Source organism: Methylomonas sp. EFPC1 (genome assembly GCF_016925515.1).
Lineage (GTDB): Bacteria > Pseudomonadota > Gammaproteobacteria > Methylococcales > Methylomonadaceae > Methylomonas > Methylomonas defluvii.
This window is the reverse complement of record NZ_CP070494.1, coordinates 1,464,077-1,489,586: the sequence shown is the minus strand read 5'-3', so window position 1 is coordinate 1,489,586 and position 25,510 is coordinate 1,464,077. Positions and strand designations below refer to the sequence as shown.

The window sequence follows — 25,510 nt, the reverse complement described above, 5'->3', positions numbered from 1 at the left end:
TGTTAGTTTCTGCCTTTGAAGCCGAAAACTTCTAGTGTTAGTCTAGTAGCACAACCGGGTATGTCCCACTATCTCTCCATATCAATCAGAGCTTGGCGCTTATGTCCAAAGAAAACAAATCCTCGCTGATTTCTCCAAACGTATTAAGTTTGCTCTTGATTATTCTGGGTGGCAGCCTGTTCGTCGGTCAAAGCCCCTTCAACGATTCCAGACCTAACAAAGCACCGATACCGCAGCAGCAAGCCGGGTTTAAATCGGACGTGGACGCGCGTTTGTGGCAAGACCCATTCGAAGCCATCGCCAACCAAAATTTAAACCGCGAGAATTATCAGCAATATAAAAACACTGAAGAAGTGATAAAAACCGTTCAAAAGCAGTTGGGTGAATTACGCGACACGCGGCAAATTGTGATGGCCACTCTGATGCCGAATGGTCACTATCAGGAAGACGTAGAAACCCGCCGACGTATCCGCTATGCGGTGCTGTCCGGACTGACAGCCGACCAAAACAACGAGTATGCGCCTAGTGACGCGGAGCATATTGGCTACGTCAATTACCGGCTTAACGATACCAGTACCTTAATCGCCTTCGAATCTCTGGTGTGGAAACCCAATCCAGTGTACTCACTTCGGGATGACGATAAACATCCGCCGATCTTAGTGTTATACCTGGACAACAAGCTGTTCGGCTATCAGCCGCTACGCGACTTGTTCGAGAATCTCCGCAAGATTTATCTGAAAAACAGTCAATTCAAGCTGGAATTCAATGTGCTGGGGCCGGCGAGTTCTGATGAATTGCAAACCATGGCTCGAGCAGTCAAGCCGGCCGCTAAATCCGATGGAAAACCCTTATTTCGAATGTATTCGCCTCGAGCGACAGTCGATGAAGGTAAATTGCTGTTTGGTACCAGGACTCCAGACACGAATGAACCCAGCAATTTGACCAAGCATTTTGGAGCTGGCCTGCCTTTTATTCGTACAACCGCAACCGACAGCCAGTTAGCCACTGCATTGAGTAAAGAATTGGAACTACGCGGCGTCCGAATCGGCAACCGCGCCGAGTTGGCTAATTCCACTAAGCACGTGGTATTGATTTCCGAAACCGAATCATTGTATGCCTACCATATAGGCACCACATTTGCGGATGCCTTAGTCAAGACTGCTATGAACGGGGAAAATCCGGCTACGGATTGCGATGGGCAATTAACTCCAAAATCAGACTGCCTACGCCAATACGTACACCAATACACTTATTTTCGCGGATTGGACGGCAAAACGCTGCGAGGCCAAAGCTCACCGATTACCGCTACTAAGTCCGGCGACAATGAATCCAGTAATTCCTCCGAGGCATCGAAAGCCATGGAACATGCCGACGGCGATAGTCAATTCGACTACATGCGCCGGCTGACCAATCAGATCCAAGACATAGAAGAGAAGCTTGAAGACAGCAACCACAGCATTGGCGCCATCGGGGTCCTAGGTAGCGATGTCTACGACAAACTATTGGTACTGCAAGCACTACATGCGAAGTTTCCGGACATTTGGTATTTCACGAACGTCATGGATGCCCGGTTTTTACACCCAGATCAAAACGAGTGGGCGCGGAACCTTATTGTGGTATCCAGTTTCGGCTTACAACTGCCACAGGAATTGCAACACGGCGTTCCGCCATTCCGCGACAGTTACCAAACCGCCTATTTTTTAGCCGCGCAAATGGCATTATGGGACTCCAATCCCGCTTCCTCTGAGCCGACGTCGTTAACGGAAATATGCAATACCATAGACAGTCAAAGCCTATTAGACCAAACAGTGTTCAGCCACCCAGCGATACACGAAATCGGTCGTACCAAGGCGTTCCCGCTCAGCCATGCGAATTCCGAACCTCAAACCAGACGTAAGGATTGCAAGATGCTTGGCCCTATGGCCAGATTTATCCAGGCAGCCGACAACACTAGGGATAAGGCCCGAAGAATGGACATCGAGCAGCAACCATTATTAGCGGATCAACCCTTTTTAAAGTTTTTCCGTATCGCGCTGAAAATTCTAATCTGCGCCTTGTTGTTTGCCTGCCTATGGCTTTATTTTCTTCGTAAAATAAAAATCGCGGATGCTGCCAAACTGCCGGTAGAAGTCAGCGTACTAAGTTTGCAACGAACTTGGCTGCTGTTTTGTCTGTTAGTGGGTTGCGGATTAACGGCATTCGTGCTGAACACTGAACAGACCGAACCTATAGCGCTAATAGAGGGTGTCAGTATGTGGTCAACTGAGGCGATCCGATTTGCGGCGCTGGTGGCGACGGTGTTTTGGGTAATCGAAACCGTCAAGTTTCCGCTGTTATTTTGGGAACGGCTGAATTTCAGCGGTAAGTTTGGGGTGTCTGCCGACAATCGTTGCTATGCGCATGATCAATTATTACAAAAACGACTTGAACGAAACTTGAGTGTGGGTAGAGTTGGCATCTTGACGCTAGCGGCTTGGCTACTCACCTTTGCCATAATTCTGTCACTGGGCATACCGTTTACACCATATCGCGGCGAGTTTATCTATCACCTCGACTTTATATTGTTACGATTGGTGTTAGTCCCGACCTATTTGTTTTTGATGATTAGCGTCACCGAAGCAGCGCAAGCGATCATCCAGTTTATCCGCTCCATTCCGCGTGCCGAGCCTTGGCCGGTATCGATGACGGAAGAATATCGCGCCACGCTGAATATCGATAACGCTTACCTACAGGATTGGGTGACGATCCGTCTAGTGGGCGATATGACGCAACAAGCCAGCCGCCTGATCTCTTACCCGCTATTCGCTGCGGCCCTTATGGTGTTGGCACGAATGAGTTATTTTGATAACTGGCATACACCGCCCGGATTGTTGATCGTGATCGGCGTTTGCATCGCCTATTTGTTCTATTGTGATTTTCGCCTAAAAGCAGTGGCGGATAAAACCGAACACGAATCTCTGAAAAATCTGCGCCGCCTGTCCATAGCCAATCAAGGTAACGCCGACAACCCTCCACTAGCCGGCAAACTGGCAAGTCTGTCTGACTTGGCTGAACGGTATGCCGAGGACACTTATAAGCCTTTTGTACAACGCCCCATTTTTCAAGGCGTGTTGTTAATCATTATGGCCGCCGCCATCGGCTACACCGACTACTTATCGATCGTGTTGAAGGTGCTTGGCTAACAGGGCCATTCCATTTTAGGCCGTTAGCATCTCCGGCAAGAGGACCTACGCGATTGAATTTCGTATAAAAAAATGCGATGGTGGTACCGTAAATCCTGCGTTAGTAAGATATTGGCTTAAGTTCGCTTAAGTCTTTTTATAGACACCTGACAACCCAGAGAACCGCCTATGCTCGCTACCAAACGCTATGAATATCTTCCCATCGACCAAATCGAATTTCACCACACCCTGACCAACCACCGGGAATTGGATCGGGCCAAGGTCGCGCATCTGGAAAAAGATATTCTGGTCAACGGCCTGTTTGAGCCACTGATGGTATGGGAACGTAACAATCGCGAATACTATCTGGTCGGCGGCTTTCATCGCATGGAAGCCATTCAAGGTATCCGCCGCGCCAATCCCGGCTATTTCGACAGAGTGGATGTCAGAATCGTCACCGGCGATCCGGATGAAATCAAGGCACTGAATCTGAAGCTGAATTCCGACCGCGTCGATACCTGCATCACCGATTATTTTCAAACGGTGATTTACTTGAACAATGCCAACTGGTCCAGGGAGCGCATCGCCGAATTCTTCGACAAAAGCGTCAGTTGGATCGACGACATCATTCGCTACGCGCCGCTGACTACGGAGACGATGCGCGAAAAACTGGCCGGCGGCGAGCTGTCCTGGACCAGGGCGCGCGACATCTTGCGCAAAGCCTTAAACGCACCGCCCGGCAACGAAAAACAGATCATCGAAAGTGAGCTGTCGCGGCCCGTGCAAGCAGTCGCCAAACCCCTGCCCTTTCACACCACAATCAAGCGTTTGTCCAGCTCCGTAAAAACCGATCCCAAACGCACGTTTAAGGTCAGCACCCAGGATATTTATGCCTTGGTATTGACCTTGCGCGGTAAAAACGTCGATCAAGAGGCCATCGAGCGGGTGCGTAAAGCATTTCCCGTGTTGTGGGACGATGAATAGTTCGATAACAGGAAACTAGCCATTCCTGAATTGTCATAAAATTGGGCATCCACTTCAGCTAAGATAAGTTTGACCGGAACAATGCCCCTTTTTGCGCATCACACTCGGGGATATTTTGGGAAATTCAATACTGAAATAATGTGTTAGCGATGAACAATCTTGTTTTGAAAATAGTGAACGCTCGCAGAACCTATCGACAACGCATGCCACACGCAGGCAAACTGGTCGGCTTATTAGTGCTGCTGTCGCTGAACGGCTGCATGCCAATGAGCTATCCACCCGGCGCCAGAACCAATACCGCGCAGTTAGGCGACAATGCTTTCCTAACCGAAGACGGTGCAAGTCTGCCGCTACGGCGGTGGCTGCCCGAGGCAGAACCCAATGCAGTGATCATCGCGCTGCACGGTTTTAACGATTACAGCCACTTTTTCGATGCGCCTGGCCACTATTTCAGCAAACTCGGCATCGCTTGTTTTGCTTACGACCAACGCGGTTTCGGCGCGGCGCCGCAACGCGGGTTGTGGGCCGGCAGTGACGCATACGCGCAGGATTTAAAACAATTAACCCGACTGCTGAAACAGCGCTACCCAGACAAACCGATTTACCTGCTGGGCGAAAGCATGGGCGGTGCGATTGTGATCACCGCCATGCAGCAGGAAAACATGCCGGACGTCGCCGGCATCATCCTGGCCGCGCCGGCGCTATGGGCCAGATCGACCATGCCTTGGTATCAAACCAGCTTACTGTGGACACTGGCGCACAGCATGCCCTGGCTGACTTTGACCGGCAGCGGACTGGAAATTTTACCGTCGGATAATATCGATATGTTGCGGGCGATGGGCCGCGATCCGATGGTCATCAAAGCCACCCGCGTGGAAACGGTCTACGGCTTAACTAACTTGATGGATGCGGCGTTTGATAGTGCAAACTCGCTAAGGGCGCATACCCTGATGCTGTACGGCGAGAAAGACGAAGTCATCCCCAAGGAACCCACCTACGCTTTCTTGCAACAAATGCTGACTACCGATACCGCGGAAAAAACCGTGGCCATTTACCAAAACGGTTATCACATGCTGCTCCGCGATCTACAAGCCCCCACCGCCTGGCAGGACATCGTCGCCTGGATCAAATCCGGCCCAAACCAGCTGCCTTCCGGCGCGGACGCACGCGCCCGGCAATTGTTGAGTAAGGGTTAAAGCCTCATTCCCGACAGACGTGCGCGGAGTGTCGGCCAAGCGGCCGTAAGCGCTTTGGGACGATGGCATCGAAACTGTTAAACTGCGACGCAGTTTATTAACCTATTCCCCAACCAAAGTCCATGCTCCGCATCATCTCCGCCAATCTAAACGGCATTCGCTCGGCAACCAGAAAAGGTTTTTACGACTGGTTAGACACCCAAAATCCAGACTTCGTCTGCCTACAAGAACTTAAAGCCCAGGCCGGCGATATGACAGCCGAGATGCTGGCGCCGAACGGTCTGCACGGTTATTTTCATTATGCCGAAAAGAAGGGCTACAGCGGCGTCGGTATCTATAGCAAACAACCTGCAGACAAGGTAATTGAAGGCCTGGGCCATGCGGACATCGATAGCGAAGGCCGCTATCTGGAAGTGCAAGTCGGCAATCTATCGGTCATTTCCCTGTATCTGCCGTCCGGCTCCAGCAGCGAGGAACGACAAACCGTCAAATACAGCGTGATGGAACGCTTCTATCCGCATCTTGCCGACCTCAAAGCCAGCGACCGGGAAGTGGTCATTTGCGGCGACTGGAATATCGCCCATAAAGAAGCGGATTTGAAAAATTGGCGCGGCAACCAGAAAAACTCCGGGTTTTTGCCGGCGGAACGGTCCTGGATGACCCAAATATATGATGAGCTGGGCTGGGTAGATGTTTATCGCAGACTACATCCCGACGCTACCGACGCCTGCTACACGTGGTGGAGCAATCGTGGCCAGGCTTGGGCCAAAAATGTCGGTTGGCGTATCGATTATCAAGTCGCCACGCCGGGTATAGCCAATCGTGCACAATCAACCAGCATTTTTAAAGAGCAACGCTTCAGCGACCATGCGCCATTGATCGTTGATTACGCAGACTAGCCGCCAATCGACAAACGCACCGAATTAGCGAAGCAGTTGTTCGACTGACGCACCAGCCTGGTTACCGATGCCAAAAGGCGCACCAATTCAGTTCAAAGTGTGCCATTGCCAGAGATCACCTACCGGTTTATTCACTAGCCCTTCAACCCATGACGCCTTCATCTCCGCGGGAACAGCGACCAGAATACTCGATGCAAACGGCTTGAATGGGTCACTCTCACCCCGGAACTTCGCTTGATTCAACCCAACCCTTATCGCACCAATATTGTGCAACCATATGACACATAACCACGTATTCGAGCTGCTGATAGGGTTCCCAAACATTTTAGCCGCCTTAATCGATATTGATCGTATTCCTAAGCATAAGGCTTAAAGCCGGAATAGCGATAAAAATCCCACTCCGCATCCACCCTTGCACTAACATGAACCATCAAATTGGGCGAACGCACTAATATTGTGCATTAGAGCCGTTTTTTATCAGACAAATGAGGCAATAAGGCAACTTTACGCTTGGCGTGCAAATTGCTTGTTCACTACAACTCTTAACACTTAAATTAACCCGTGCACAAAAAGATACTGGATCATTTAAACGAAGCAATCCTGCTGTTCGACAAGGACTTGCGCCTGACCTATATCAATCCCGCCGGCGAAATGCTGCTTGCCGACAGCGCCAAGCATTTGCTCGGCCAAACGGCGCACAAACTGTTCAAAACCGCGCACAACACGCTATTTAACGATTTATTACCGCGCTTGTATTTGCTCGAGCCGCTGGTCGATAGAGAATTAATCCTAGAACGGCTCAGCCAATCGATTACGGTTAACCTCAGCGCCACACCCTTGCTCGAGGACGGGAAATTAAGCGAAATCCTGATCGAACTGCAACAGGTAGACCGGCATTTGCGGATCACCAAAGAAGAACAGTTGCTGGCCCAGCAAAACACCAGCCGCATGCTGGTGCGCGGCCTGGCGCATGAAATCAAGAACCCGCTAGGTGGTTTGCGCGGCGCAGCACAATTGTTGGACCTGGAATTGCAAGATCCTGAATTAAAGGAATATACGCAAATCATTATCGCCGAATCGGACCGCTTGCAGGATCTGATGGACAAAATGCTCGGCCCCAACAAACCTGCGCATAAAAGCCAGCTGAACATTCACGAGGTATTGGAACGGGTCCGACATCTGGTTACGGTGGAGGCCGCCCACGGCATTATGCTGCATACCAATTACGATCCGAGCATCCCGGAGATCTTCGCCGATAAAAATCAGCTGATCCAGGCCATACTCAATATCGTCCGCAACGCCGTACAAGCCGTGCAAAACCATGGCGTGATTACGATAAAAACCCGGGTGCAGCGGCATATGACTATAGGCCGCAAACGCTATAAGCTGACCGTGAAAATCGACATTATCGATAACGGTCCGGGCATTAAACCCGAGCTGATGGGACAGATTTTTTATCCGATGATCACCGGCCGCGCCGAGGGTACCGGACTTGGCCTGTCGATTGCTCAATCTTTGATCAACCAGCATAACGGCTTGATTGAATGCGAAAGCGAGCCGGGCAATACCGTATTTTCCATCTACCTACCTTTGGAGACGAATCATGCAAATACCTGACAAGGTCTGGATTGTCGATGATGACAAATCCATCCGCTGGGTACTTGAAAAAGCCTTGCAAAAAGCCGGCGTGCATACTCAAAGCTTCGCCAGCGCCAACGAATTGCTAAAATCGCTCCCCGGCGGACTCCCGCAAGTGCTGATCACGGATATTCGCATGCCGGGCATGGACGGCTTCGAGTTGCTGCGGAACATTCAAAACAGTTATCCGGATTTACCGGTGATCGTGATGACCGCTCATTCTGACTTGGAAAGCGCAGTGTCGGCATTTCACGGCGGCGCTTTCGAATACTTGCCCAAACCCTTTGACGTCACCGAAGTGGTCGAAACCGTACAACGCGCCTGCGCGCACAGCAAACAGCGGCAAAGCGACCTTGTGCAAGCCCCGCCTACCGTCGAGGAAACCCCGGAGATCATCGGTGAAGCGCCGGCCATGCAGGAAGTGTTTCGGGCAATAGGCCGTCTGGCCCGCTCGCACATCACCGTGTTGATTAATGGCGAATCGGGGACCGGCAAGGAATTGGTCGCCAAAGCCCTGCATCGCCACAGTCCGCGTGCCGAGCAGCCATTCATTGCCTTGAATATGGCCGCGATCCCCAAAGATTTGATGGAATCGGAACTGTTCGGCCACGAAAAAGGTGCATTTACCGGCGCCCAAGCCCGGCGCATCGGTCGGTTTGAGCAAGCCAATAACGGCACGCTGTTTCTGGACGAAATCGGCGACATGCCCGCCGAATTGCAAACCCGCTTGCTGCGGGTGCTGGCAGATAACGAGTTTTATCCGGTGGGCGCGCATACTTCAGTGCGAGTCAACGTGCGGATCATTGCCGCCACCCACCAGGATCTGGAAGCTTTGGTGGCGCAAGGCCGGTTTCGCGAAGATTTGTTTCACCGCCTGAACGTGATTCGAATTCATATCCCGCCCTTACGCGAACGCCGGCAGGATATAGGCTTGTTGATGCGGCATTATCTCTATCAAAGCGCGAAGGAACTGAATACCGAAATCAAACTGTTAAAACCGGAAACCGAGGCATTTTTAAGCGGCTTGAGGTGGCCAGGCAACGTGCGGCAATTGGAGAATATCTGCCGCTGGCTGACGGTGATGGCCTCGGGCCGGGAAATTCATCTGGAAGATTTACCGCCGGAACTGACCCACAATAGCGGCGATTCCGCATCCGGCGACACAACACCGGGAGATTGGGAAAGCCAGTTTAAAAATTGGGTCAAGCAGCAATTATCGACCGGTAAAGTGGACATCGCCAAGCAGGCTATCCCCACCTTGGAAACCCTGTTGATCGAGGCGGCTTTGAATCATACGCATGGCCGCAAACACGAAGCGGCACTATTATTGGGCTATGGCCGTAATACCTTGACCCGCAAAATCAAGGAGCTGGATATTAGAGAATAAGCGCGGCCGGAAAGCCGCCATTTCCGGCGCAGCTTGGTATTTGCGACAGCCGTTTGCGGGGGCATTTTGACCGGCAAAAACCGGCAGGTTTTTTATCCGTTTAAATGCCATCGGTGTATACTCCCGCCGTCTGATTAACCTCAATAACAAGCAGAGAAGGTTCATATCTAATGGCGGATAAAACGGTAAGTAAACACCTGAGCAATCTTGAACGGCAGTTCGCGGCGAACGATCCGGTTTTGCAAAAAACCGCCAAGATATTCCAGGACCTGGATGAAATCGAGTTTGAACTGGGGTTGATCGATAACGACGAGACCACCGCACGCAAGACAAGTTGGTGGCCCATCGTCAGCACGCTGGGCGGTTACTCGCCCGCCAAATCAGACTTTGTTAATCGTTACCTGGGCGTGCAACTACACACCGCCCGCCATAAATTCACCGTACTGCAATATACGCCACAAACCAATACCGCGACGCTACCCGGCACCGCACTGGACGCCGACCACCGCTTACCTTTCTATCAAATCAGCCGTCAAATCGATTTGGTCGCCAACGGCGAAGGCAGCAAACTCAACGGCTATCTGGAACTGGTCACGGTCAATAGCAGCAAATTAAAAAACAAGCTGTTGATTGACACCCCGGTATTAAATCCGGCCGCGGAAAATCCAGTCTCCGGCCTGTTGCGAAAATACGTGATAGGCATCTCCGATTTGGTATTGGTATTTAACGACTTGTTCGAGGCCGATGCCGATTTGATTAAGGACACCCTGGCCGAGATCGTTGCTCACCAGGATGCCAATAAATTCATTTTCGTGATCGACCATTCGGAAATAACTATCGATGCGCTGAAAAGCCAAGAAATCGCCGCATCCTGGCAACGCCGCTTGGCCGAACTGGGCATCCACACCGGCCAATTTATTGTGTTATCGCAATCGGGCGATACTTCGCTGTTCGACCAGCGCTTCAACAACATCAATAACGATCGCTCTTACCGCATACTCGGTACGCTGGAAAACAGCATCCGCGCCATCGACGACACCATTTTTTCGGAAGTGGAAGAAGCGTTAACCACCTGGAAGGACAGATGCAACGCCTCCACCCTCATTGTGCTGGGCTTTATCGTAATGCTGATGTTATTTGCGGAAATTGCGGTGGGGATACTCGAACTACTGATCGACCCGATTATCGGCCCGGCCATCCTCGCAACACTGATTGCCTTATTGACGCCGCTACATATAATCGTCAGCCGCGTGCATGCCAAATTCCTGATCAAGCACTTGCACAAGCGGCAGAAACAATTGAATCTCAGTGAAGACTTGGCGGGTTTGTTTGAAAAAAGCCTGAGTTTCTGGCGAATTTTAATGCCCATCACCGACCCAGTCGGTAAAAACAAGAAAAACCGCAAAAAACTGAACGGTCTCATAGAACAAACCAAAGATCTGGTACAAGCATTGAACGACCAGTTCAGCCACGGTCAGCAACCGGAATATCGCAGCCAATACGACGCATATTCTTATGCCGACTCAGAGGAAAACTGATTAAGTAGCGTGCGTCGTGATGGAAATTTTCAGACATTATTTCCCGCTGTGCTGGTTCAATGTCTCGGTATTGGATCTACCCAGATCGACGCGCTTTTTTAAAAACAATGCGATTTTTTATTTTATCGCGGTGTTTTTTATTCAATTCAACATGTCGGACGACATTGATTCGGCCTTCGAAGTGCTGCTGGAGACCTTGCTAACGCTGGGCTTTATCGCGCTGGTGTTACTGCTGAATAGAACTTTTAACACCTTCATACAAGTCGCGTCGGCTATTTTGTTTTGTGAAAATGTCGTCGCGATCTTTCTGATTCCTATCGTATTTTGGGTGACCGTAGCGGAAGATACGCCCAGCTATGCAACCTTGGCATTGTTTTTGATGTGGGACATGGCGATTATTGCGCGGATATTTAAAGACGTATTGCAGGTTAACACTCCGGCCAGTTTGGTGGTGTCTTTATTCTATTTTCTAACCACTTACGGCGGGGCCTACGGCATCTACAGCTTAGTGGGCGGCTGAGGACTCCGGTTTAACGCCGTAATAATTCGACAGCACATCATAGGCGCCTTGCACGCCCGCAACCGCTGCCGCTTTCAAAGGTAAACAAGCCCCGCTCCATTGCTTGATCTTGCCATCGAAATAAAACGCCCATTCGCCCTGCCAGCAATCACCCTTCTTAGCAATGTGACCCGCCATCACGGAGGTCACTTCGTAGCGAGCGGATACCGCCAACAAATTGCGGGAATCAGCTCCCAGCACTTCGCTTAGTGAAATTTTTTGCTGTTCTTCCAAATCCAGCATCGGAAATATCATCGGCACGCCCTTAATTTTGGACGCAAACGCCAATGCACTTTCCAACTCAGGCATGCTGTCAGCGTTGTAAAACCGTCTACCCTCTTCGTCATCGACAACCAGCCACACCAGGGTTTCGGGCCGGATTTCACTCCAGATACCCACTTGGCTTTTGCGCATGACTTCCATCAATTGATCTTCATCAAACTGCACTCTAAGCAAACGCGCGTCGGTGTCAGGCAGTTCATCGGCGGAAATCAAGGAAAATTGCGATTGCTTGACATAGTTCTGCGCACTGGACAACGCCTGCTGCACTACCGGAATTTTGGAAATATCCTCAGACACCAAGACCCGACTCAAAACGGCATACATGGCCTGCTTGATTGCTTGCGTCCTATCGTCAGCGGATTGACTGTTGGCTATCAGTTCAATCTCATACAAACCTTTTACTTCGACAGCCTCCACTATTGGGCAATTGCACAACAATCCCCACATACATAGGCTGAAAAACCCCGATTTACCCTTCATAAAAACCTTGACCACAAGCCTACCCTGACAGTGCATTAATGGGAACTATAGTACAATATCGCCCGTTTCAACCTTAACTTTAACGAGAGACTGACATTGAGCGAACAACAACAAGACCGCCTGAATTATAAAAGCGCGGGCGTCGATATTGAAGCCGGCAACGCTTTGGTCGAGCGCATCAAACCCATCGCGGCCAAAACCCGTAATGCGGGCGTCATGGCCGGTTTAGGCGGCTTCGGTTCGCTGTTCGAATTACCGCTGGATCGTTATAAACAGCCGGTGTTGGTCTCCGGCACCGACGGCGTCGGCACCAAATTGAAATTGGCGCTGGATTTAAACATCCACAACAGCGTCGGCATCGATCTGGTGGCCATGTGTGTGAACGACATCATCGTCCAGGGCGCTGAACCGCTGTTTTTCCTGGATTATTTCGCCACCGGCAAACTGGAAGTCGATACCGCCGCCAGCGTCATCGAAGGCATAGGCAAAGGCTGCGAGCAATCCGGCGCGGCTTTGGTTGGTGGTGAAACGGCGGAAATGCCAGGCATGTATTCTGATGGCGATTACGACTTGGCCGGCTTTTGCGTCGGCATCGTCGAAAAAGATCGCATCATCGACGGCAGCCAAGTCAAAGCCGGCGACAAACTGATCGCCCTCGCCTCGTCCGGCCCGCATTCCAACGGCTATTCCTTGATTCGCAAAATCGTCGCCCGTAGTGGTCTGGCTTGGTCCGACAATGTCAACGGCAAACCACTAGGCGAAACCTTGCTGACTCCAACCCGTATTTACGTCAAGCCCCTGCTGGAACTACTGAAAACTGTGCCGGTACACGCAATGGCCCATATCACCGGCGGCGGGATCACCGAAAACCTGCCGCGCGTATTGCCAAATGGTTTGAACGCCAGCGTTCAGCTTTCCGCCTGGCAATTGCCGGAGATTTTTGCCTGGCTGCAAGAACAAGGCAATGTCGAATTAGCCGACATGCTGGTCACCTTTAATTGCGGTATCGGCATGATAGTCTGCGTCGCAGCAGAAGACGAAGCCGCTACCTTGGAAATATTGGCTCAGCAAGGCGAAACCGCCTTCAGCATCGGCGAAATCGTCATCGGCGACGGCAAACCGCACGTAATCTACTCCTGACTCTGAAAATATCTCCGCCATGCCTGAAATCCACAGGCATGGCGTTAAAAGATCTTCAGTTTCATCTGCGATCAATTCAACACCAAGAAGGTCATTTCCTGATCAGTGAGTTGCCAACGGCTTTGAAGCAAGCCACCTCATGTCGCCATTCCTAAAGAAATTGCCAATATCTTGAACTACGGTGATTAAGCTTTGCGGCGAACGCCCAAAAAACCTAACAATGCGGAACCGAACAACCAAACTGCGCCAGGGACTGGTACGGCTGCTAACGCAGTGCCTGATACCGTTACCATATCAAAACGCCAGGTGCCGGTAGAACCATAAGTACCGGTTGGAGAAGATGCCGCGTATGCGCTTGTTGAAGGCGCGAATGCCGCTAAGACACGAAAGCCGAAATTAGCATTGTTGGCTACCCCGGCGATACTGCTGAAATCGACTGAACGGCCGTTGAACCAAGTATCGCCTGCTGCGCCGCTAAACAAGGCAAAATCAGTCCAGGTACTACCGTCCGTAGTGTATTGCACTTGCTCATATTTAGAAGACGTATTGCTGTGGCGTAAGTCGTAACTAACCTGAATGTTATTGAAACCCACCGTGCTAACCAGATACCGCGTACCGCGGGTTTTATTGCCGGCACCTTGAGCCGCATAACTGGTGGTATTCCAACCACTGTCATCGCCTGTCGCCGGGTCGGATGAACCGCCACTCGCATCGCCGCTAGCAAAAGTTGCTGTGGTGCCTCCTACCAGCGAAGCCGAGCCGCTACCGATGCTAGGGGCGCCTGTGCCGGTGCCGGTGGCAGAATCAGCAGGATTCGAGTTGAAATTCCATTGTGTAATTACAGCCGCTTCCGCGCCGGCGCTTACAGATAGAACCACTAGCGCGCTAGCCATCATCATTTTTTTGTTCATGTTTGGATTCTCTTAATTATTGGTGGTCAAGAAGACATTTCCGGACTGCTTATCGGGCCCGAAAGACTGCCCATCACAAAAAAGCCCGACATAAAGTCGGGCTTTCGATCAATCAATTTGGGAACATGCCCTACCCCCTAAGCAATCAGGCTTTACGGCGGCGCAGGCCGATCATGCCGGCAATTGCTGAACCGAACAACCAAACAGCACCTGGCACCGGTACTGGCGCAGCAGTCAACTCAATGGTGCGATCAATACCGTCAGCTGGATGCTGCACGTTGATATACGCTTTGTTTGGATTGAATTTGTCAAAATACAAACCGGTGCTTTCAGCACCTTGAGTAGTCAAACTGATCCATTTGGAGAGAGACTCGGCAACCCCGTCACGATCTGCATCCTTGGCAAACCATACATCTTCCACACCACCATCTTGATCTTCAACGATGTAGATATTGCCTTCAGCATCAATAGCCAAGTTATCGGCATTTTTGAATTCACCGCCTGCCGCCAAACCAGTCGCCAAATCGATGGTGTTGCTGTCGGCAAACAGTTTGACTTCGCTAGTGCCAAGATCAATAGAATAAACGCGGCTACGGCCGGTGCCTTGGTTGCCGTCGGTGTCTGAATCGGTAGTCGTGAAGTACAAAAACTGGTTACCGTTAGCCAAGTTTTGAATTTCCATGTCTTCAGGGCGATTAAAACCTGTGCCTTTTACAGCGGCATTATCGGCGCTGACGCGGCCGTCGATCGTGCCGTCGCTAAGCTGTGCGGAAATACCGGCTAAAACGCCACCGTTGACATCGGTAATAGCTTCCCAAGTTGATGCACCGGTGATAGCAGCACCGGTAGTGCCTTCAAACTGGGCTCCTGCACCGACTTTTAAAGCAAATGTTTGCCCCGCGGCAAAAAAGCTGTCGCCGCTAGTGGCAAATGGATTGGCCGATACGTATTTGTATACAGAACCACCGTTCAATTCATCGACAAAATACAAGTTGTTGTTTTTGTCGAACGCCAAACCTTCGTGAGAAACACGCGGCAGAATGGAACGTTGGATAAATGTGCCGCCATTCGCCGCCGCAGTGGTGGCATTGGTCACTTCAAACAAACGGCCCTTACTGCTACCTGCACCCCAAGATTCTTCAGCCGTCAAATAGCCGCCCCATGGTGTCCACAAAGAAGCATCGCCGGAAACAAAACCTTGCGTACCTGGCGCAACGATAGTGGTGGTGCGCGAGTTGTAGTCGTTATTCCAAAGATCGATACGTTGCACGCCCGCGGAACCGGTTTCGAACGGCATGAACAAATAACGACCGGCGTCAGGACCGGTTTCGTTGGCGGCTATCATATCCCAGCTACCTGAATTGGAACCTGGCACCAAGGTGTTTTGGGTCTTACGGTCGGCGATGGTTTGTTGAGTAAAATTGGGCGAAGACAATTTATAAGGTGTCGCTGAACCTGGGTTAACAGGAACCGTGTTGCCTGTCATTGGCGTAAAATTGTCGAATTCGGTAGAAGCCGCTTGCGCAGTCAAAGGTGAAACGCCAGCGGTAACAGCTGCGGCAATCAGAGTTAATTTAAAAGCTTTCATAAAAAAGTCATTCCTAAAGCAAAGTCGGTTAATTGTTTTTGGTCTTCCGCAAAAATCTGCCTCACAGAATTTGCAGAAAGAATGTTAACCAGCGCTCAAGAAATTAAAGTTGCAGTTCTGTTAAGTTTTCGTGACATGTAATACGCCGCTAGTACTCATTATGTTGCGACTAAAATCACCTTATCTACTCCCACTGGCAGCCACTCCTGCCCTTCAACCCAGAAGAATTTGAATCCCCGACGATGTCTGGCGACAAACGTCGTGCCCATCAGGGACTCAGCATGGCCATTAGGCTACAAGACGCTCAAGAGCGGATATTGCACTCCTGTCCCTAAAAAAAGTTTGGCGAAATAAGTCCGAATGGACGAAAACTGCTTATTTTCTCTGTTTTGCTCAAGAAACCTCAGCGAATTGGCATGTGCAGAACGGCACATCATCAAATATTTCCAGAATACAGAATTGCTTCAGTAACACCGAAAGACACCCAACATGAGAAAAGCATCAACTGGAGAACTGCGCACAGAAAACCGCACGCACGTTTCGGAGGAAAGGGAGATTTTGTGATTTAGCAGAATGATTGTCAGTAGTGGGATTTGGTGGGATTTGGCGAAATTTGCAGGGATGGCGCGGGTTTTAGGGGATTTGGCAAAAAATAGGATTTTGCATTTTTTTAACGCCAAAACCACTAAACTCGGAACTCTGCGACAAAAAACGCGCGAAAATTAAAGGCTCTTTCCTACCCAAACAACACGGCCAATAATCTGCTGATCTTCGGTGTCAACGTTATCCAGCTCGAAAGCCTCATAGGCCGAGTTATCCGAAATAACTTTCAACTTTTGCCCCATCACGCGCTGGATTCGCTTAATCAATAAGCTGCCGTCCAGTCTTAAGCAATAAATACCGTCTTCGATTACGTGAGTTTGGGAACGGTCCAACATAACCACGTCTTTCTTATGCAGCAACGGTTCCATCGAATCACCGGTGACGTTGATCAGGCAACAATCATCGGGGTTTAATCCCATCTCACCGCGCAGCCACTCTTGTTTAAAAGGCAGCTTGTCAATGACTTGCTCACCGTCAATCAGTGCGCCGTGACCTGCGCTGGCATACACATCATATAAAGGAATGTAGCAATAAGCGTCTGAATCAGGCGAGGACGGTGCGCGCGTGGCGACCTGATAACCGTTTGGCTTCTCGGTGACGCTATCTGGCTGGCACATTGGGTCTTCGCCAGTAGCAAGCCAATTGACTGATACATTCATTGCATTCGCGATTGTTACCAGTCTAGTGCGCGATGGGTCTGATTCTCCATTTTTCCATTTTCTTACGACACCCTCTGAAACATCGCACTTTCGTGCGAACTCAGAATTACCACCGGCCATATCGACCAAAAGAGAAACCCTGCTCGCAAATAGCTCAGTGTCGGAGTTCATAAATCAAACTCCGACGTATGTCGAAGTTCTGTCATATAAAAACGATTTGCGTCGTAGTTTTGTACGTCATTGTTTTTTATAAACATTTATCTTTTACCTCGAACCTTTGTGAAAAATAAACTCCGACACAAAAAAATATTCGTATGAATGTATTTACATACGTACTTTTATACGGTATCGTTTAACCCATGGACAAGTTAAACAAGCCAAAAAAAGCCAGCCTAGAAGACTGGCATCCTGCTGACATTATTGCCGCCTTGCGCAAGGCCGGTTGGTCGTTACGCCAGCTGTCTTTGCATTACAAATTGTCGGCAGGTACGTTGAAAGTCGCGATCCAAATGCCTTATCCAAACGGTGAGCGGTTGATTGCCGCCGCCATAGGATTAAAGCCCCAGGACATTTGGCCCAGCCGTTACGACAGCAAAGGCCAACCTAATAGAGGGCGAAAAATGCGCGGTTTCAAACAGTTTAACGCTAACCACGAAACCTGCAATGTAAAAGTTAACGGGGGTGTCTGACATGAAAGATGGCAAAGATTCTCAAACGTTAGACATCTTCGAAATACCGGCCGCGCATTTTTGCGCACCCGGCGAATGCCAATACAGCCGGGAAGTGGCAGAAGGCGTCAGCCTAATGTTGATCGAATCCGGCCGGCGCGACCGGTTTGACGTGGCGGCAGAGCTGTCGCGGGTGAGCGGTAAGGACGTTTCCAAACACATGCTGGACGCCTACGCCAGCCCGGCTCGGGTAGAACATGCCTTGCCGTTTTGGCTGGCGCCGGTGCTGGAAGAAGTCTGCCACAGCCACGTTTTAACTAACTGGCTGGTGGATAAACGCGGCGGTCGGGTCGCGTATGGCAAGGATGCTTTAAGAGGTGAGCTAGGCAAGTTGGTCATGCTGAAAGATCAGGCCATGAAGGACTTGAACAGCCGAATTAAACATATAGAAGCGTTGTTGGGGAGTGAGTGATGAGTAATGAAATAGTGCGTAGCGTTATGCGCGGCCAAATCAATGTTTACGGACAAGCGTTTTATGCCGATGCATTGATCGGCTTAGAGGGGGCGCGGGTTTTTGTGACCTATGACGATGACAACAATTCGGCCATCAAGGTACATAGCGAAGATGGCGAATTTATCGCCGAAGCTGAGAGAGTAATGCCTAAAGCATTTTCCGCAGACGTTATTGAGGCCTTTCGCGAGCGGCGGCGCGTTGGCAGAGAAGCTCGTATAGCTCAAGCAATGGATGAGATACGGGAAGAGCGCCGCCTAGTTCTTGAATCTGATTGTAAAGAAATAGTGTGCCCGCATTGTCTGGCAGTTGTTCGAGCAGAAACGCCAAAACTGGAATCAACGCATCTTGATCTTCAGTTGTTATCCGATGATTTGCTTCGAGCCGAAGCAAACGATCTTCGATTTGTTTAAGTTGTTGATTGATTTCTGTCATGAAAAGCCCCTTGCATTGGTTTAGGTTGTTAGCACTCTCTAGCATAGTGCAGGCGTGGCTTTTCGCCGGATGGCTGCTATGAGTATCGAACACTTCTACACCGCCAAACAACTCGCCGGCCTGCCTGGGATGCCAGGCACCGAGCAAGCTGTTAATCGGGTGGCAAAACGCGAAAACTGGCGTCATCGTCAACGCGAAGGCCGCGGCGGCGGTCGTGAATATGCGGCTTCTGCCCTGCCCCAGGCCACACAAAAAGCCCTTCGTGCGCCGCACCTTCGAAGAGCTGTGGCCGAATGACGTGTGGAGTGCCGACGGTCACACCTTCGACGCCGAAGTGCAGCACCCGTTGCACGGCCGGCCCTTTAGGCCGGAAATAACCAGCATGATCGATATCGGCACGCGCAAAATTACGGGCTTTTCGGTGGGGTTGCCATCGAGCGCAACAGCAACGCGCGACGGTTCGGCAACCGCTCCTGTTTACTATCACTATGATCCCGATACAGGTGAATATCTCGGTATTGCTGATTCATCTACCGCTTCCAACGCACAAACTTTGGTAGCGCCACCGGATTTTGTCAGTTCTGGTCATGTGGCTGTATTTGATGGTACGAGCTGGAGCATCGCCGAAGATAATAGGGGGGATGTGTGGGATACGACTACTGGCATGCGGTCACAATACTCGGCTCTTGGTAATTTGCCTGGAAACCTGACGAAAACGCCAAAGCCAGACGGCTTTTATAGTTGGAATGGTAGCGTATGGGCGGCCGATTACGTAGCCGCTAGGGCGGCTAAGGTTGGCGAGCTTAAGGCTGCCAATGCTGCGCAGATAACGTCGGGAATCTATCATAACGCCCTCGGTAGTGTTCACCGTTATCCGACAACCAAGGACGATCAGACATTTATGAATGCTCGATTTTCCAAAGCAAAAGCATTTGGTGTCGAGCTAGAACCCTACAAGTTTATGTGCTGCAATCAATCTGGAGAATGGGCACGGCGAGATCATACCGCTAGCCAAATAATCGATGTTGCACTTGGTATAGACGCGCATATAACCGATACGTTAAATCATCTGGATACTCGCCTTGCGGCTTTGAGTTTGGTACCTGATGACCTTGATGCTATCGCTGATTTTTCATGGTGATAATCAATTAAACGGTGCGACGGAGAAAGATGTTGGAGCATCCTTTTCCGCCATCCTCCGCAGAACAGGCTGCTCCAGACCGAGACACCGCGCTATGCACATAGCGTGTCAAGGCTAGTTCAAAGTAGCTAATTATGGAAATTGTTAGGTGTAAAAGTTGTAATCGTAAATTATTGGAGGCCGAATATATCTGTCTTTCAATCAAGTGCCCACGCTGTGGGCGGCTTAACTTTTTGAAGGCCATTGAGCCTCTAACTAGAACGCCTGGAGCGTCTCAATTGGAGTCTTATAATGGCAAATCCAATAATTCCTTGGGTGGGCGGTAAGCGGCGCCTGGCTAAAACCATCTTGCCATTGTTCCCTGATCATGGCTGCTATGTGGAGCAGTTTGCGGGTGGTGCGGCGCTATTCTTTATGAAGCCAGCGGTTGAATGTGAAGTGTTGAATGACATCAATGGTGAACTTGTTAATTTGTATCGAGTTGTGAAACACCATCTCGAAGAGTTTATCAGGCAGTTCAAGTGGTCCTTGATCAGTCGGCAAATGTACGATTGGTTGAAGTTGGTGAATGTCGAAACTTTGACCGATATACAAAGAGCGGCACGGTTTTATTATTTGCAGAAGATGGCCTTTGGAGGCAAGGTTTCATGCCAAACATTCGGAATAGCTACAACTAGTAAGCCAAGGCTGAATTTGCTGCGCATCGAGGAAGAGTTATCTGCGGCGCACTTAAGGTTGTCTAGGGTGTTTGTTGAGCATTTAGCGTGGGATGAGTGCATCAAGCGATATGATCGGCCGCACACGCTTTTTTATCTCGATCCGCCTTATTGGCAGACTGAAGGTTACGGTGTTGAGTTTGGCTTTGAGAATTATGAAGTGATGGCTTCGAAGGCAAAAACTATAGCTGGGAAGATGATAATTTCTCTCAATGATACCCCTGAAATGCGGGCTGTTTTTGGCGACTTAAACCTGCAATCAGTTGGCATTGATTACACAGTTGCAGGCGGAGACAAACGCAAGCCAGCTAGGGAGTTAATTATTAGGAACTTTTAACGAAAAATCGGCGCGGTTTTCTGTTTTTTCTTACGACAAAAATCGCGCAAAATTACGACAAAAATCGCGCGGCGTTACAGATTTAACGGCAGTCCCTATCGGTGACAGGGAAATTAAGAACCGGGTGAAAATTTGTCACCAGGGGTTTTACCGATTACACAAACGATTTTGGACGGTATTTTGTACAAGCAATAAAAAAGGCCTAGGTGAAAAAACCTAAGCCTTTGATATATATGGAGCTGGCGATGGGACTCGAACCCGCGACCGGCTGATTACAAATCGGTTAAATTCAAAACACTGCAAAACGACACAACAAACAATAGCAATTAAATCATCCGGTTAACCCGTTTTGTTGTTTGCCTTTTGTTGCTGTTTACTGCCTTTATTTATCTGCAAGTGTCCCGCTAGTGTCCCACGGGACAGCGCCCAAAACTAGGCTAAGCCGTCCGAACCTCGTCCAACAAATCCGGGTGTCGGTCTAAGACTTTTAGAAGTTTAACCAGCGCCAGCGGTGGCTTGGTTTTACCGTTCTCGTAGCGGGAAAAAGCATTGATGCCGCCGCCGAAAATCTCCGACGCTTCCTTTTGGTCGAGTGCCAATTTTTTGCGGACGCTGGCAATAAAGCTGGGGTCAACTATCGACGCATTGACCTGCTTGTTGAATTCCATCATCAAGGCCATGGTGCGCCGGGATTCTTCGGCATCGGTAATCACTTCATCGCAGGCCGGGCAAAATTCGCCGGTTACGTCCGGGATAATTGTCGACTCACCTTTGTAGGTGTAAGGCATGTCTCGGGTATCTTTCACCAGCTCGGCAGCACTGCAAGACGGACATTTCATCATCACAACTCCTTAAACGAAACGACCAACACATCATCAACGACGGTCAATTTCAAATAAACATCTCCGACCAAGGTCTTGGGTCGGTAAACATCCTGCCAAACCTTATGGTCGGCATGGGTGGTCATGCTCTTGTAAAAATCCGCTCCGGTTAAGCCCAGGATTACCGCCAGCATGCCATCAAAATCAAATCCCAAAGCCGCCGCACCTTCTCGTGCGCTTTTGGTCGTTCTAACCTTGCCGTCGGCTATCAGTGTCCTGATAACCGACAGTTTGCAATGGGGTGTTTGTTTTTCCATGGCTAGGATATTAACCTAATTGGTTAGTTCCAACAAATCTGCCATAAACATCAATCAGAACCCATCAGCCAATCCGCCGAATACAGCAGGCAAAGCTATGGATTACCCGAAAGCACTTCAAGCTGAGCCCATAAAAAATCGTCATGGTTCTTTTTCATAGGAACTCAAGAATTGCATGAAACACACGCAGGCCCAGAAAGCCAGAACAACAGATGGAGGATAGAAAATAGTGTGAATATCCAACTGAGTTATCGCGTCGTATGATAAAGATTCGGCCAATCTTTCGGTTATTTCATTTCTCCAATACCAAGACATACCCCCTGGGCTCTGTATCTTCGATAAAAACTCATATTGCTCTGTATCGTTTAGCAAGTGGTCAGGACTAGACAATGTTGCGGGATGTATCGGTAATGCTAAACGGCGTGCAAAACTTTCCAGGGTCCTGGGGAAAAGAGCGTTGAAAAGTTTCCACCCCAGGTTGTTCAATGTCCGGTTTTTTGCCGGAGAATCCTGGAGTGTTACAAATGGACGTTATTGCCGAAATCAGACGGCGTCATCTAGTCGAGAAAGAGACTATCAGTTCACTGGCTATCGCCTTTAAGCTATCCCGCCCCACCATCCGTAATCATTTAAAGACGGTCGAAACGCCGGCGTATCAGCGCCAACATCAACCCCACCCCATGCTGGGTTCGTTCCATCAGCAGTTACATGCCTGGCTGGAGCAAGAAGCGGATTTGCCGCGAAAACAACGACGCACCGCGCAACGCCTGTATGAATGTCTGCAAGTTGAGGGCTAACCGCCGACCATGTCCGTAGCACTGGCAATGCCGCTGCTACCCGCTTGCTTCAGCAGTTCGAGGGCAGAACCGGCATAACCAAGCTGAATTCTGTACAGGTTTTCAACGGCATGCCGCCTGTCAAGTTCACGCTGACCGCGTTATTTCGCGCCTGGAAAGATCCGATTAACGAAGTGGAGCGGCCATTCGATCAGCTGATGGAGTGGGCATTACCCGTGGAGCTGGCAAAAGATAGCTCATTGTTGGTTAATGCCGTCGAAAAGGTTCGTGGCGGCGATAAGGATTGGATTGAGTCGGTACTGCCTTCACAGTCACCCACGCTTCTCGCCATGTCCTACAAGGGGCGCACCTATGCGCCATTGGTTATCGAGTCCATTGGCCAACCTATTTCATCGCCTATCGATAAAACCGGTTCGTTTGTTGAGTTGGCGGTACCTCTCAGTCTGGCAACGCTAACCGCGATTGACAGGCAAGATTGGAGTAGAACCTCTCTCAACAATGTCAGGTCAAACCTAAGGCGGTAAAAAGCTCGCGGCTTTACCAATCTTTAAATTTAAAACGCTTGAGGCGTTCTTTAAATCCTTCCTTATCCATGAAATAAAAAATCACCAGGAAAAGTGCCGGCCATAATAAGAACAGAAATAATTGGCTCAACGTAGCAAGACTCATGTGCGCGGTCCTCTAATTTTTGCAGTGGGATAGTGACAGCGATTCCTTTTATCAGTAATAGTTTCAGAAAACCAGGCGCGTTTATCACTCAGTTCCTAAAACGTAAATCGTCAACTCGGTTTTTGTGCAAAATTCGGATTTTGTTAACCAACTTTCACCGCAACTTCCTCCACGCACCGTTCGCCGTCGTTCCCGGGTTTATTTACCCAATCGCTCACCGGTGTAGCGGTCATTTCGGCATAGGCTTGGTTATCCAGCAATTCAAGGGCCTCGTCGGCGCCAGCGGCTTTATTAAGCCATTGCCGATAGTAGCCCGGCGTTATGATGACCGGCATTCTGTCGTGGATGGGTTGCATTAGCTCAGCTGCGGCCGTGGTAATAATTGTGCAGGAATACAGAGTTTCTGTTTCATGTTGCCATTGTTCCCAAAGGCCGGCGAAGGCGAACAGGCCGTGGTCTGGCCGGTGGAAGTTGTAGGCTTGTTTGCCGTCGCGGCGCGCCCACTCATAAAAACCGGTGGCCGGAATGAGGCAGCGGCGATGTTTAAATGCCGAGCGAAACGACGGCTTTTCCTTCACCGTTTCTGCCCTGGCGTTGATCAGATGCCCGCTGTTTTTGGTGTCTTTGGCCCAGGATGGCACCAAGCCCCAATGCAGATTAACCGGCTTTAGCGATCCGTCATCGAGTTCAACGATGTTCAGTATTTTACGGCCTGGCGCGATGTTGAAGCTTGGCTGAAATTTGACTTCGCGCATCAGTTTGAAATGTTCGATCATTTCTTGAGCTGTTGTGGCTAGAGCGTAGCGGCCGCACATAAATACCCCTCATATTTCAAACAGTACATTCGTACCAGTACGAAAACCCAATAGCGTAAATCCAAAGAATCCTGTCATTATTCTGCTACCAGCCTTATTACAAAAAGTGAGCGTTATGGATCGCATAGAGCAACATCTTAAAAGCCTTGAATATTTCAAAGATTGGAGCAATTACCTTCTCGTATCGACGGTTGCAGCGTTAGGGTGGGTTGCATCAAAAGATGGGCGTGTAATGCATGCGGACATTGAAATTTGGTGTTTTGCGCTATCTATTGTCTTCGGTATTTTTACCTTGGCTCTTGTCCCGATTGTGGCTGCGCAGGTTAACGCAAGCATAGATTCTTTCTACGATGTTCGCCCCAGGTTTCGCCCATTCTGGCTTTGGGGTGAGGAAATCACGTTACCGATTAAGGCAGTTTGTTGGCCACAACACATATTTTTCCTTATCGGCATTCTTGCCTATGCCAAGCATGCGGTGTAACCGAATACTTGGAAAGTAATCAATATAGCGCATCAATTTAGCCGGGCAATCCCCGGCTTTTTTGTGGTCGGAAACCTTCACCAAAATCAGCTCTCCCGCGTGTTTAAATTTCCCATCATCGTAAAAATGTTGGGGAAATCATGCAGCCGGCGAACGACCTTTTCCAAGAAAAATCAGAAATAGTCAAAACCTTTGGTCAGCGCATGACCATGGCCCGCGAAATGTGCGGGTTGTCTGGGTTACAGGCTGCCGAGCTACTCGGTTACCAAAACTCTTCGAAACTGTCCAAGATCGAGCATGCCAGCGACCCGGAGACAATTCCGGCTTTCCTGCCATACAAAGCGGCAATCGTGTATCAAGTGTCGATGGATTATCTTTTTGGTCTGGCCTCTGACTGGCAGAGAGACCCGGTCACTGCCCAAGAGCAGCAGATTAAACGGGCGCTTGAAGAGGTCACCGCCGACGAGAACAACGCTATCCGGAATCTTTTTGATCAGCTGACGATTGTCGAACAGGCGGCAGAGGTCGCCTTCAACCGATTCGGCGAAATCAAGAAGATCGTCAACCGCTTCCGCGAAATCAATCCGGAATTCGACGAACTGAAACTGGGCGCCAAACTGCTCAGAGTGGTCGATGAAGCGAGTTCTGAGGTCGCAGCAGTGGGCAGGAAGCTGGCCGCTTATCACGCTTCAAATCAATAGTTTTCGGAGTCCATAAAGAAGGCATTATGACAAAACAAGAAAAAAAACGCGCAGGTGGCCGACCTTCGGCATTCAA

General features: G+C 49.9%; 27 protein-coding genes. 19 read left to right on the top strand and 8 right to left on the bottom strand.

Annotated features, from left to right (window positions below; translation table 11 throughout):
* Positions 1-101: 101 nt before the first annotated feature.
* The 8 genes from JWZ98_RS07065 (at position 102) to JWZ98_RS07030 (ending at position 11,323) form a co-directional block, all read left to right on the top strand.
* A complete protein-coding gene (locus tag JWZ98_RS07065) occupies positions 102-3,182 on the top strand; it encodes a hypothetical protein (protein WP_205453776.1) in 3,081 nt (1,026 codons plus the stop codon).
* A gap of 168 nt (positions 3,183-3,350) precedes the next feature.
* Complete coding sequence (locus JWZ98_RS07060; RefSeq protein ID WP_205453775.1) at positions 3,351-4,145, top strand: ParB/RepB/Spo0J family partition protein; 795 nt, start codon at positions 3,351-3,353, stop codon at positions 4,143-4,145.
* A gap of 203 nt (positions 4,146-4,348) precedes the next feature.
* On the top strand, positions 4,349-5,341 hold the full coding sequence (locus tag JWZ98_RS07055) for an alpha/beta hydrolase (protein WP_205453774.1): 993 nt from the start codon (positions 4,349-4,351) through the stop codon (positions 5,339-5,341).
* Positions 5,342-5,463: 122 nt separating this feature from the next.
* Positions 5,464-6,240: an exodeoxyribonuclease III gene (locus tag JWZ98_RS07050; RefSeq protein ID WP_205453773.1), complete on the top strand. Its 777-nt coding sequence runs from the start codon at positions 5,464-5,466 to the stop codon at positions 6,238-6,240.
* A 561-nt stretch (positions 6,241-6,801) separates the two neighbouring features.
* Positions 6,802-7,857, top strand: a complete 1,056-nt coding sequence (glnL, locus tag JWZ98_RS07045; RefSeq protein WP_192394133.1) for a nitrogen regulation protein NR(II) — start codon at positions 6,802-6,804, stop codon at positions 7,855-7,857.
* On the top strand, positions 7,844-9,265 hold the full coding sequence (gene ntrC / locus JWZ98_RS07040; RefSeq protein WP_205453772.1) for a nitrogen regulation protein NR(I): 1,422 nt from the start codon (positions 7,844-7,846) through the stop codon (positions 9,263-9,265). The genes glnL and ntrC overlap by 14 nt, the downstream gene beginning before the upstream one ends.
* A gap of 170 nt (positions 9,266-9,435) precedes the next feature.
* Positions 9,436-10,803: a hypothetical protein gene (locus JWZ98_RS07035; protein ID WP_033157298.1), complete on the top strand. Its 1,368-nt coding sequence runs from the start codon at positions 9,436-9,438 to the stop codon at positions 10,801-10,803.
* 19 nt (positions 10,804-10,822) lie between these two features.
* A complete protein-coding gene (locus tag JWZ98_RS07030; protein WP_033157297.1) occupies positions 10,823-11,323 on the top strand; it encodes a hypothetical protein in 501 nt (166 codons plus the stop codon).
* Here JWZ98_RS07030 and JWZ98_RS07025 read toward each other — a convergent pair.
* Entirely contained in the window at positions 11,309-12,124 is an 816-nt protein-coding gene (locus JWZ98_RS07025) for a DUF2066 domain-containing protein (RefSeq protein ID WP_240348248.1), read from the bottom strand. The two genes, JWZ98_RS07030 and JWZ98_RS07025, sit on opposite strands and share 15 nt — an antisense overlap.
* Before the next feature lie 96 nt (positions 12,125-12,220).
* Between JWZ98_RS07025 and purM the strand changes: the two genes are divergently transcribed.
* Positions 12,221-13,264: a phosphoribosylformylglycinamidine cyclo-ligase gene (gene purM / locus JWZ98_RS07020; protein ID WP_205453770.1), complete on the top strand. Its 1,044-nt coding sequence runs from the start codon at positions 12,221-12,223 to the stop codon at positions 13,262-13,264.
* A gap of 185 nt (positions 13,265-13,449) precedes the next feature.
* Here the strand turns inward: purM and JWZ98_RS07015 are convergent, their stop codons facing one another.
* From JWZ98_RS07015 to JWZ98_RS07005, 3 genes are all read right to left on the bottom strand, one after another.
* Positions 13,450-14,175, bottom strand: coding sequence for a PEP-CTERM sorting domain-containing protein (locus tag JWZ98_RS07015; protein WP_205453769.1), 726 nt, complete (start codon positions 14,173-14,175; stop codon positions 13,450-13,452).
* Positions 14,176-14,320: 145 nt separating this feature from the next.
* Positions 14,321-15,763, bottom strand: a complete 1,443-nt coding sequence (locus JWZ98_RS07010) for an alkaline phosphatase PhoX (RefSeq protein WP_205453768.1) — start codon at positions 15,761-15,763, stop codon at positions 14,321-14,323.
* 722 nt (positions 15,764-16,485) lie between these two features.
* Positions 16,486-17,196 (bottom strand): helix-turn-helix transcriptional regulator, encoded by a 711-nt coding sequence (locus JWZ98_RS07005; RefSeq protein ID WP_205453767.1) that lies wholly within the window; start codon positions 17,194-17,196, stop codon positions 16,486-16,488.
* Positions 17,197-17,384: 188 nt separating this feature from the next.
* Between JWZ98_RS07005 and JWZ98_RS07000 the strand changes: the two genes are divergently transcribed.
* The 6 genes from JWZ98_RS07000 (at position 17,385) to JWZ98_RS06970 (ending at position 20,833) form a co-directional block, all read left to right on the top strand.
* Positions 17,385-17,714 carry a helix-turn-helix transcriptional regulator gene (locus JWZ98_RS07000; protein WP_205453766.1) on the top strand — a complete coding sequence of 110 codons (330 nt, stop codon included), beginning with the start codon at positions 17,385-17,387 and terminating at the stop codon, positions 17,712-17,714.
* Position 17,715: 1 nt separating this feature from the next.
* Entirely contained in the window at positions 17,716-18,165 is a 450-nt protein-coding gene (locus JWZ98_RS06995) for a hypothetical protein (RefSeq protein ID WP_205453765.1), read from the top strand.
* Positions 18,165-18,617, top strand: coding sequence for a Mu transposase C-terminal domain-containing protein (locus JWZ98_RS06990; RefSeq protein ID WP_205453764.1), 453 nt, complete (start codon positions 18,165-18,167; stop codon positions 18,615-18,617). Before JWZ98_RS06995 ends, JWZ98_RS06990 begins: the two co-directional genes overlap by 1 nt.
* Positions 18,618-18,717: 100 nt before the next feature.
* Positions 18,718-18,936 carry a DNA-binding protein gene (locus JWZ98_RS06985; protein WP_205453763.1) on the top strand — a complete coding sequence of 73 codons (219 nt, stop codon included), beginning with the start codon at positions 18,718-18,720 and terminating at the stop codon, positions 18,934-18,936.
* Between the two features lie 85 nt (positions 18,937-19,021).
* On the top strand, positions 19,022-19,780 hold the full coding sequence (locus JWZ98_RS06980; protein ID WP_205453762.1) for a hypothetical protein: 759 nt from the start codon (positions 19,022-19,024) through the stop codon (positions 19,778-19,780).
* Positions 19,781-20,071: 291 nt separating this feature from the next.
* Positions 20,072-20,833, top strand: coding sequence for a DNA adenine methylase (locus JWZ98_RS06970; protein ID WP_205453760.1), 762 nt, complete (start codon positions 20,072-20,074; stop codon positions 20,831-20,833).
* Between the two features lie 437 nt (positions 20,834-21,270).
* Here the strand turns inward: JWZ98_RS06970 and JWZ98_RS06965 are convergent, their stop codons facing one another.
* Both JWZ98_RS06965 and JWZ98_RS06960 read right to left on the bottom strand, forming a co-directional pair.
* A complete protein-coding gene (locus JWZ98_RS06965; RefSeq protein WP_240348247.1) occupies positions 21,271-21,675 on the bottom strand; it encodes a type II toxin-antitoxin system MqsA family antitoxin in 405 nt (134 codons plus the stop codon).
* Positions 21,675-21,971 (bottom strand): type II toxin-antitoxin system MqsR family toxin, encoded by a 297-nt coding sequence (locus tag JWZ98_RS06960; RefSeq protein WP_205453759.1) that lies wholly within the window; start codon positions 21,969-21,971, stop codon positions 21,675-21,677. The genes JWZ98_RS06965 and JWZ98_RS06960 overlap by 1 nt, the downstream gene beginning before the upstream one ends.
* A 485-nt stretch (positions 21,972-22,456) precedes the next feature.
* Here JWZ98_RS06960 and JWZ98_RS06955 point away from each other — a divergent pair, with 485 nt between their 5' ends.
* Positions 22,457-22,768, top strand: coding sequence for a hypothetical protein (locus JWZ98_RS06955; protein ID WP_205453758.1), 312 nt, complete (start codon positions 22,457-22,459; stop codon positions 22,766-22,768).
* Positions 22,769-22,878: 110 nt separating this feature from the next.
* On the top strand, positions 22,879-23,292 hold the full coding sequence (locus JWZ98_RS06950; RefSeq protein WP_205453757.1) for a hypothetical protein: 414 nt from the start codon (positions 22,879-22,881) through the stop codon (positions 23,290-23,292).
* Between the two features lie 13 nt (positions 23,293-23,305).
* On the opposite strand, the gene JWZ98_RS23375 is transcribed toward JWZ98_RS06950, so the two are convergent.
* Complete coding sequence (locus JWZ98_RS23375; protein ID WP_275899190.1) at positions 23,306-23,437, bottom strand: hypothetical protein; 132 nt, start codon at positions 23,435-23,437, stop codon at positions 23,306-23,308.
* A gap of 143 nt (positions 23,438-23,580) precedes the next feature.
* Positions 23,581-24,252 carry an SOS response-associated peptidase gene (locus JWZ98_RS06945; RefSeq protein ID WP_205453756.1) on the bottom strand — a complete coding sequence of 224 codons (672 nt, stop codon included), beginning with the start codon at positions 24,250-24,252 and terminating at the stop codon, positions 23,581-23,583.
* A 115-nt stretch (positions 24,253-24,367) separates the two neighbouring features.
* On the opposite strand from JWZ98_RS06945, the gene JWZ98_RS06940 reads away from it, so the two are divergent.
* Both JWZ98_RS06940 and JWZ98_RS06935 read left to right on the top strand, forming a co-directional pair.
* A complete protein-coding gene (locus tag JWZ98_RS06940) occupies positions 24,368-24,733 on the top strand; it encodes a hypothetical protein (protein ID WP_205453755.1) in 366 nt (121 codons plus the stop codon).
* Between the two features lie 140 nt (positions 24,734-24,873).
* The gene (locus JWZ98_RS06935) at positions 24,874-25,434 is read left to right on the top strand and encodes a hypothetical protein (protein ID WP_205453754.1); all 561 of its coding nucleotides are present in this window, start codon (positions 24,874-24,876) and stop codon (positions 25,432-25,434) included.
* Positions 25,435-25,510 lie beyond the last annotated feature (76 nt).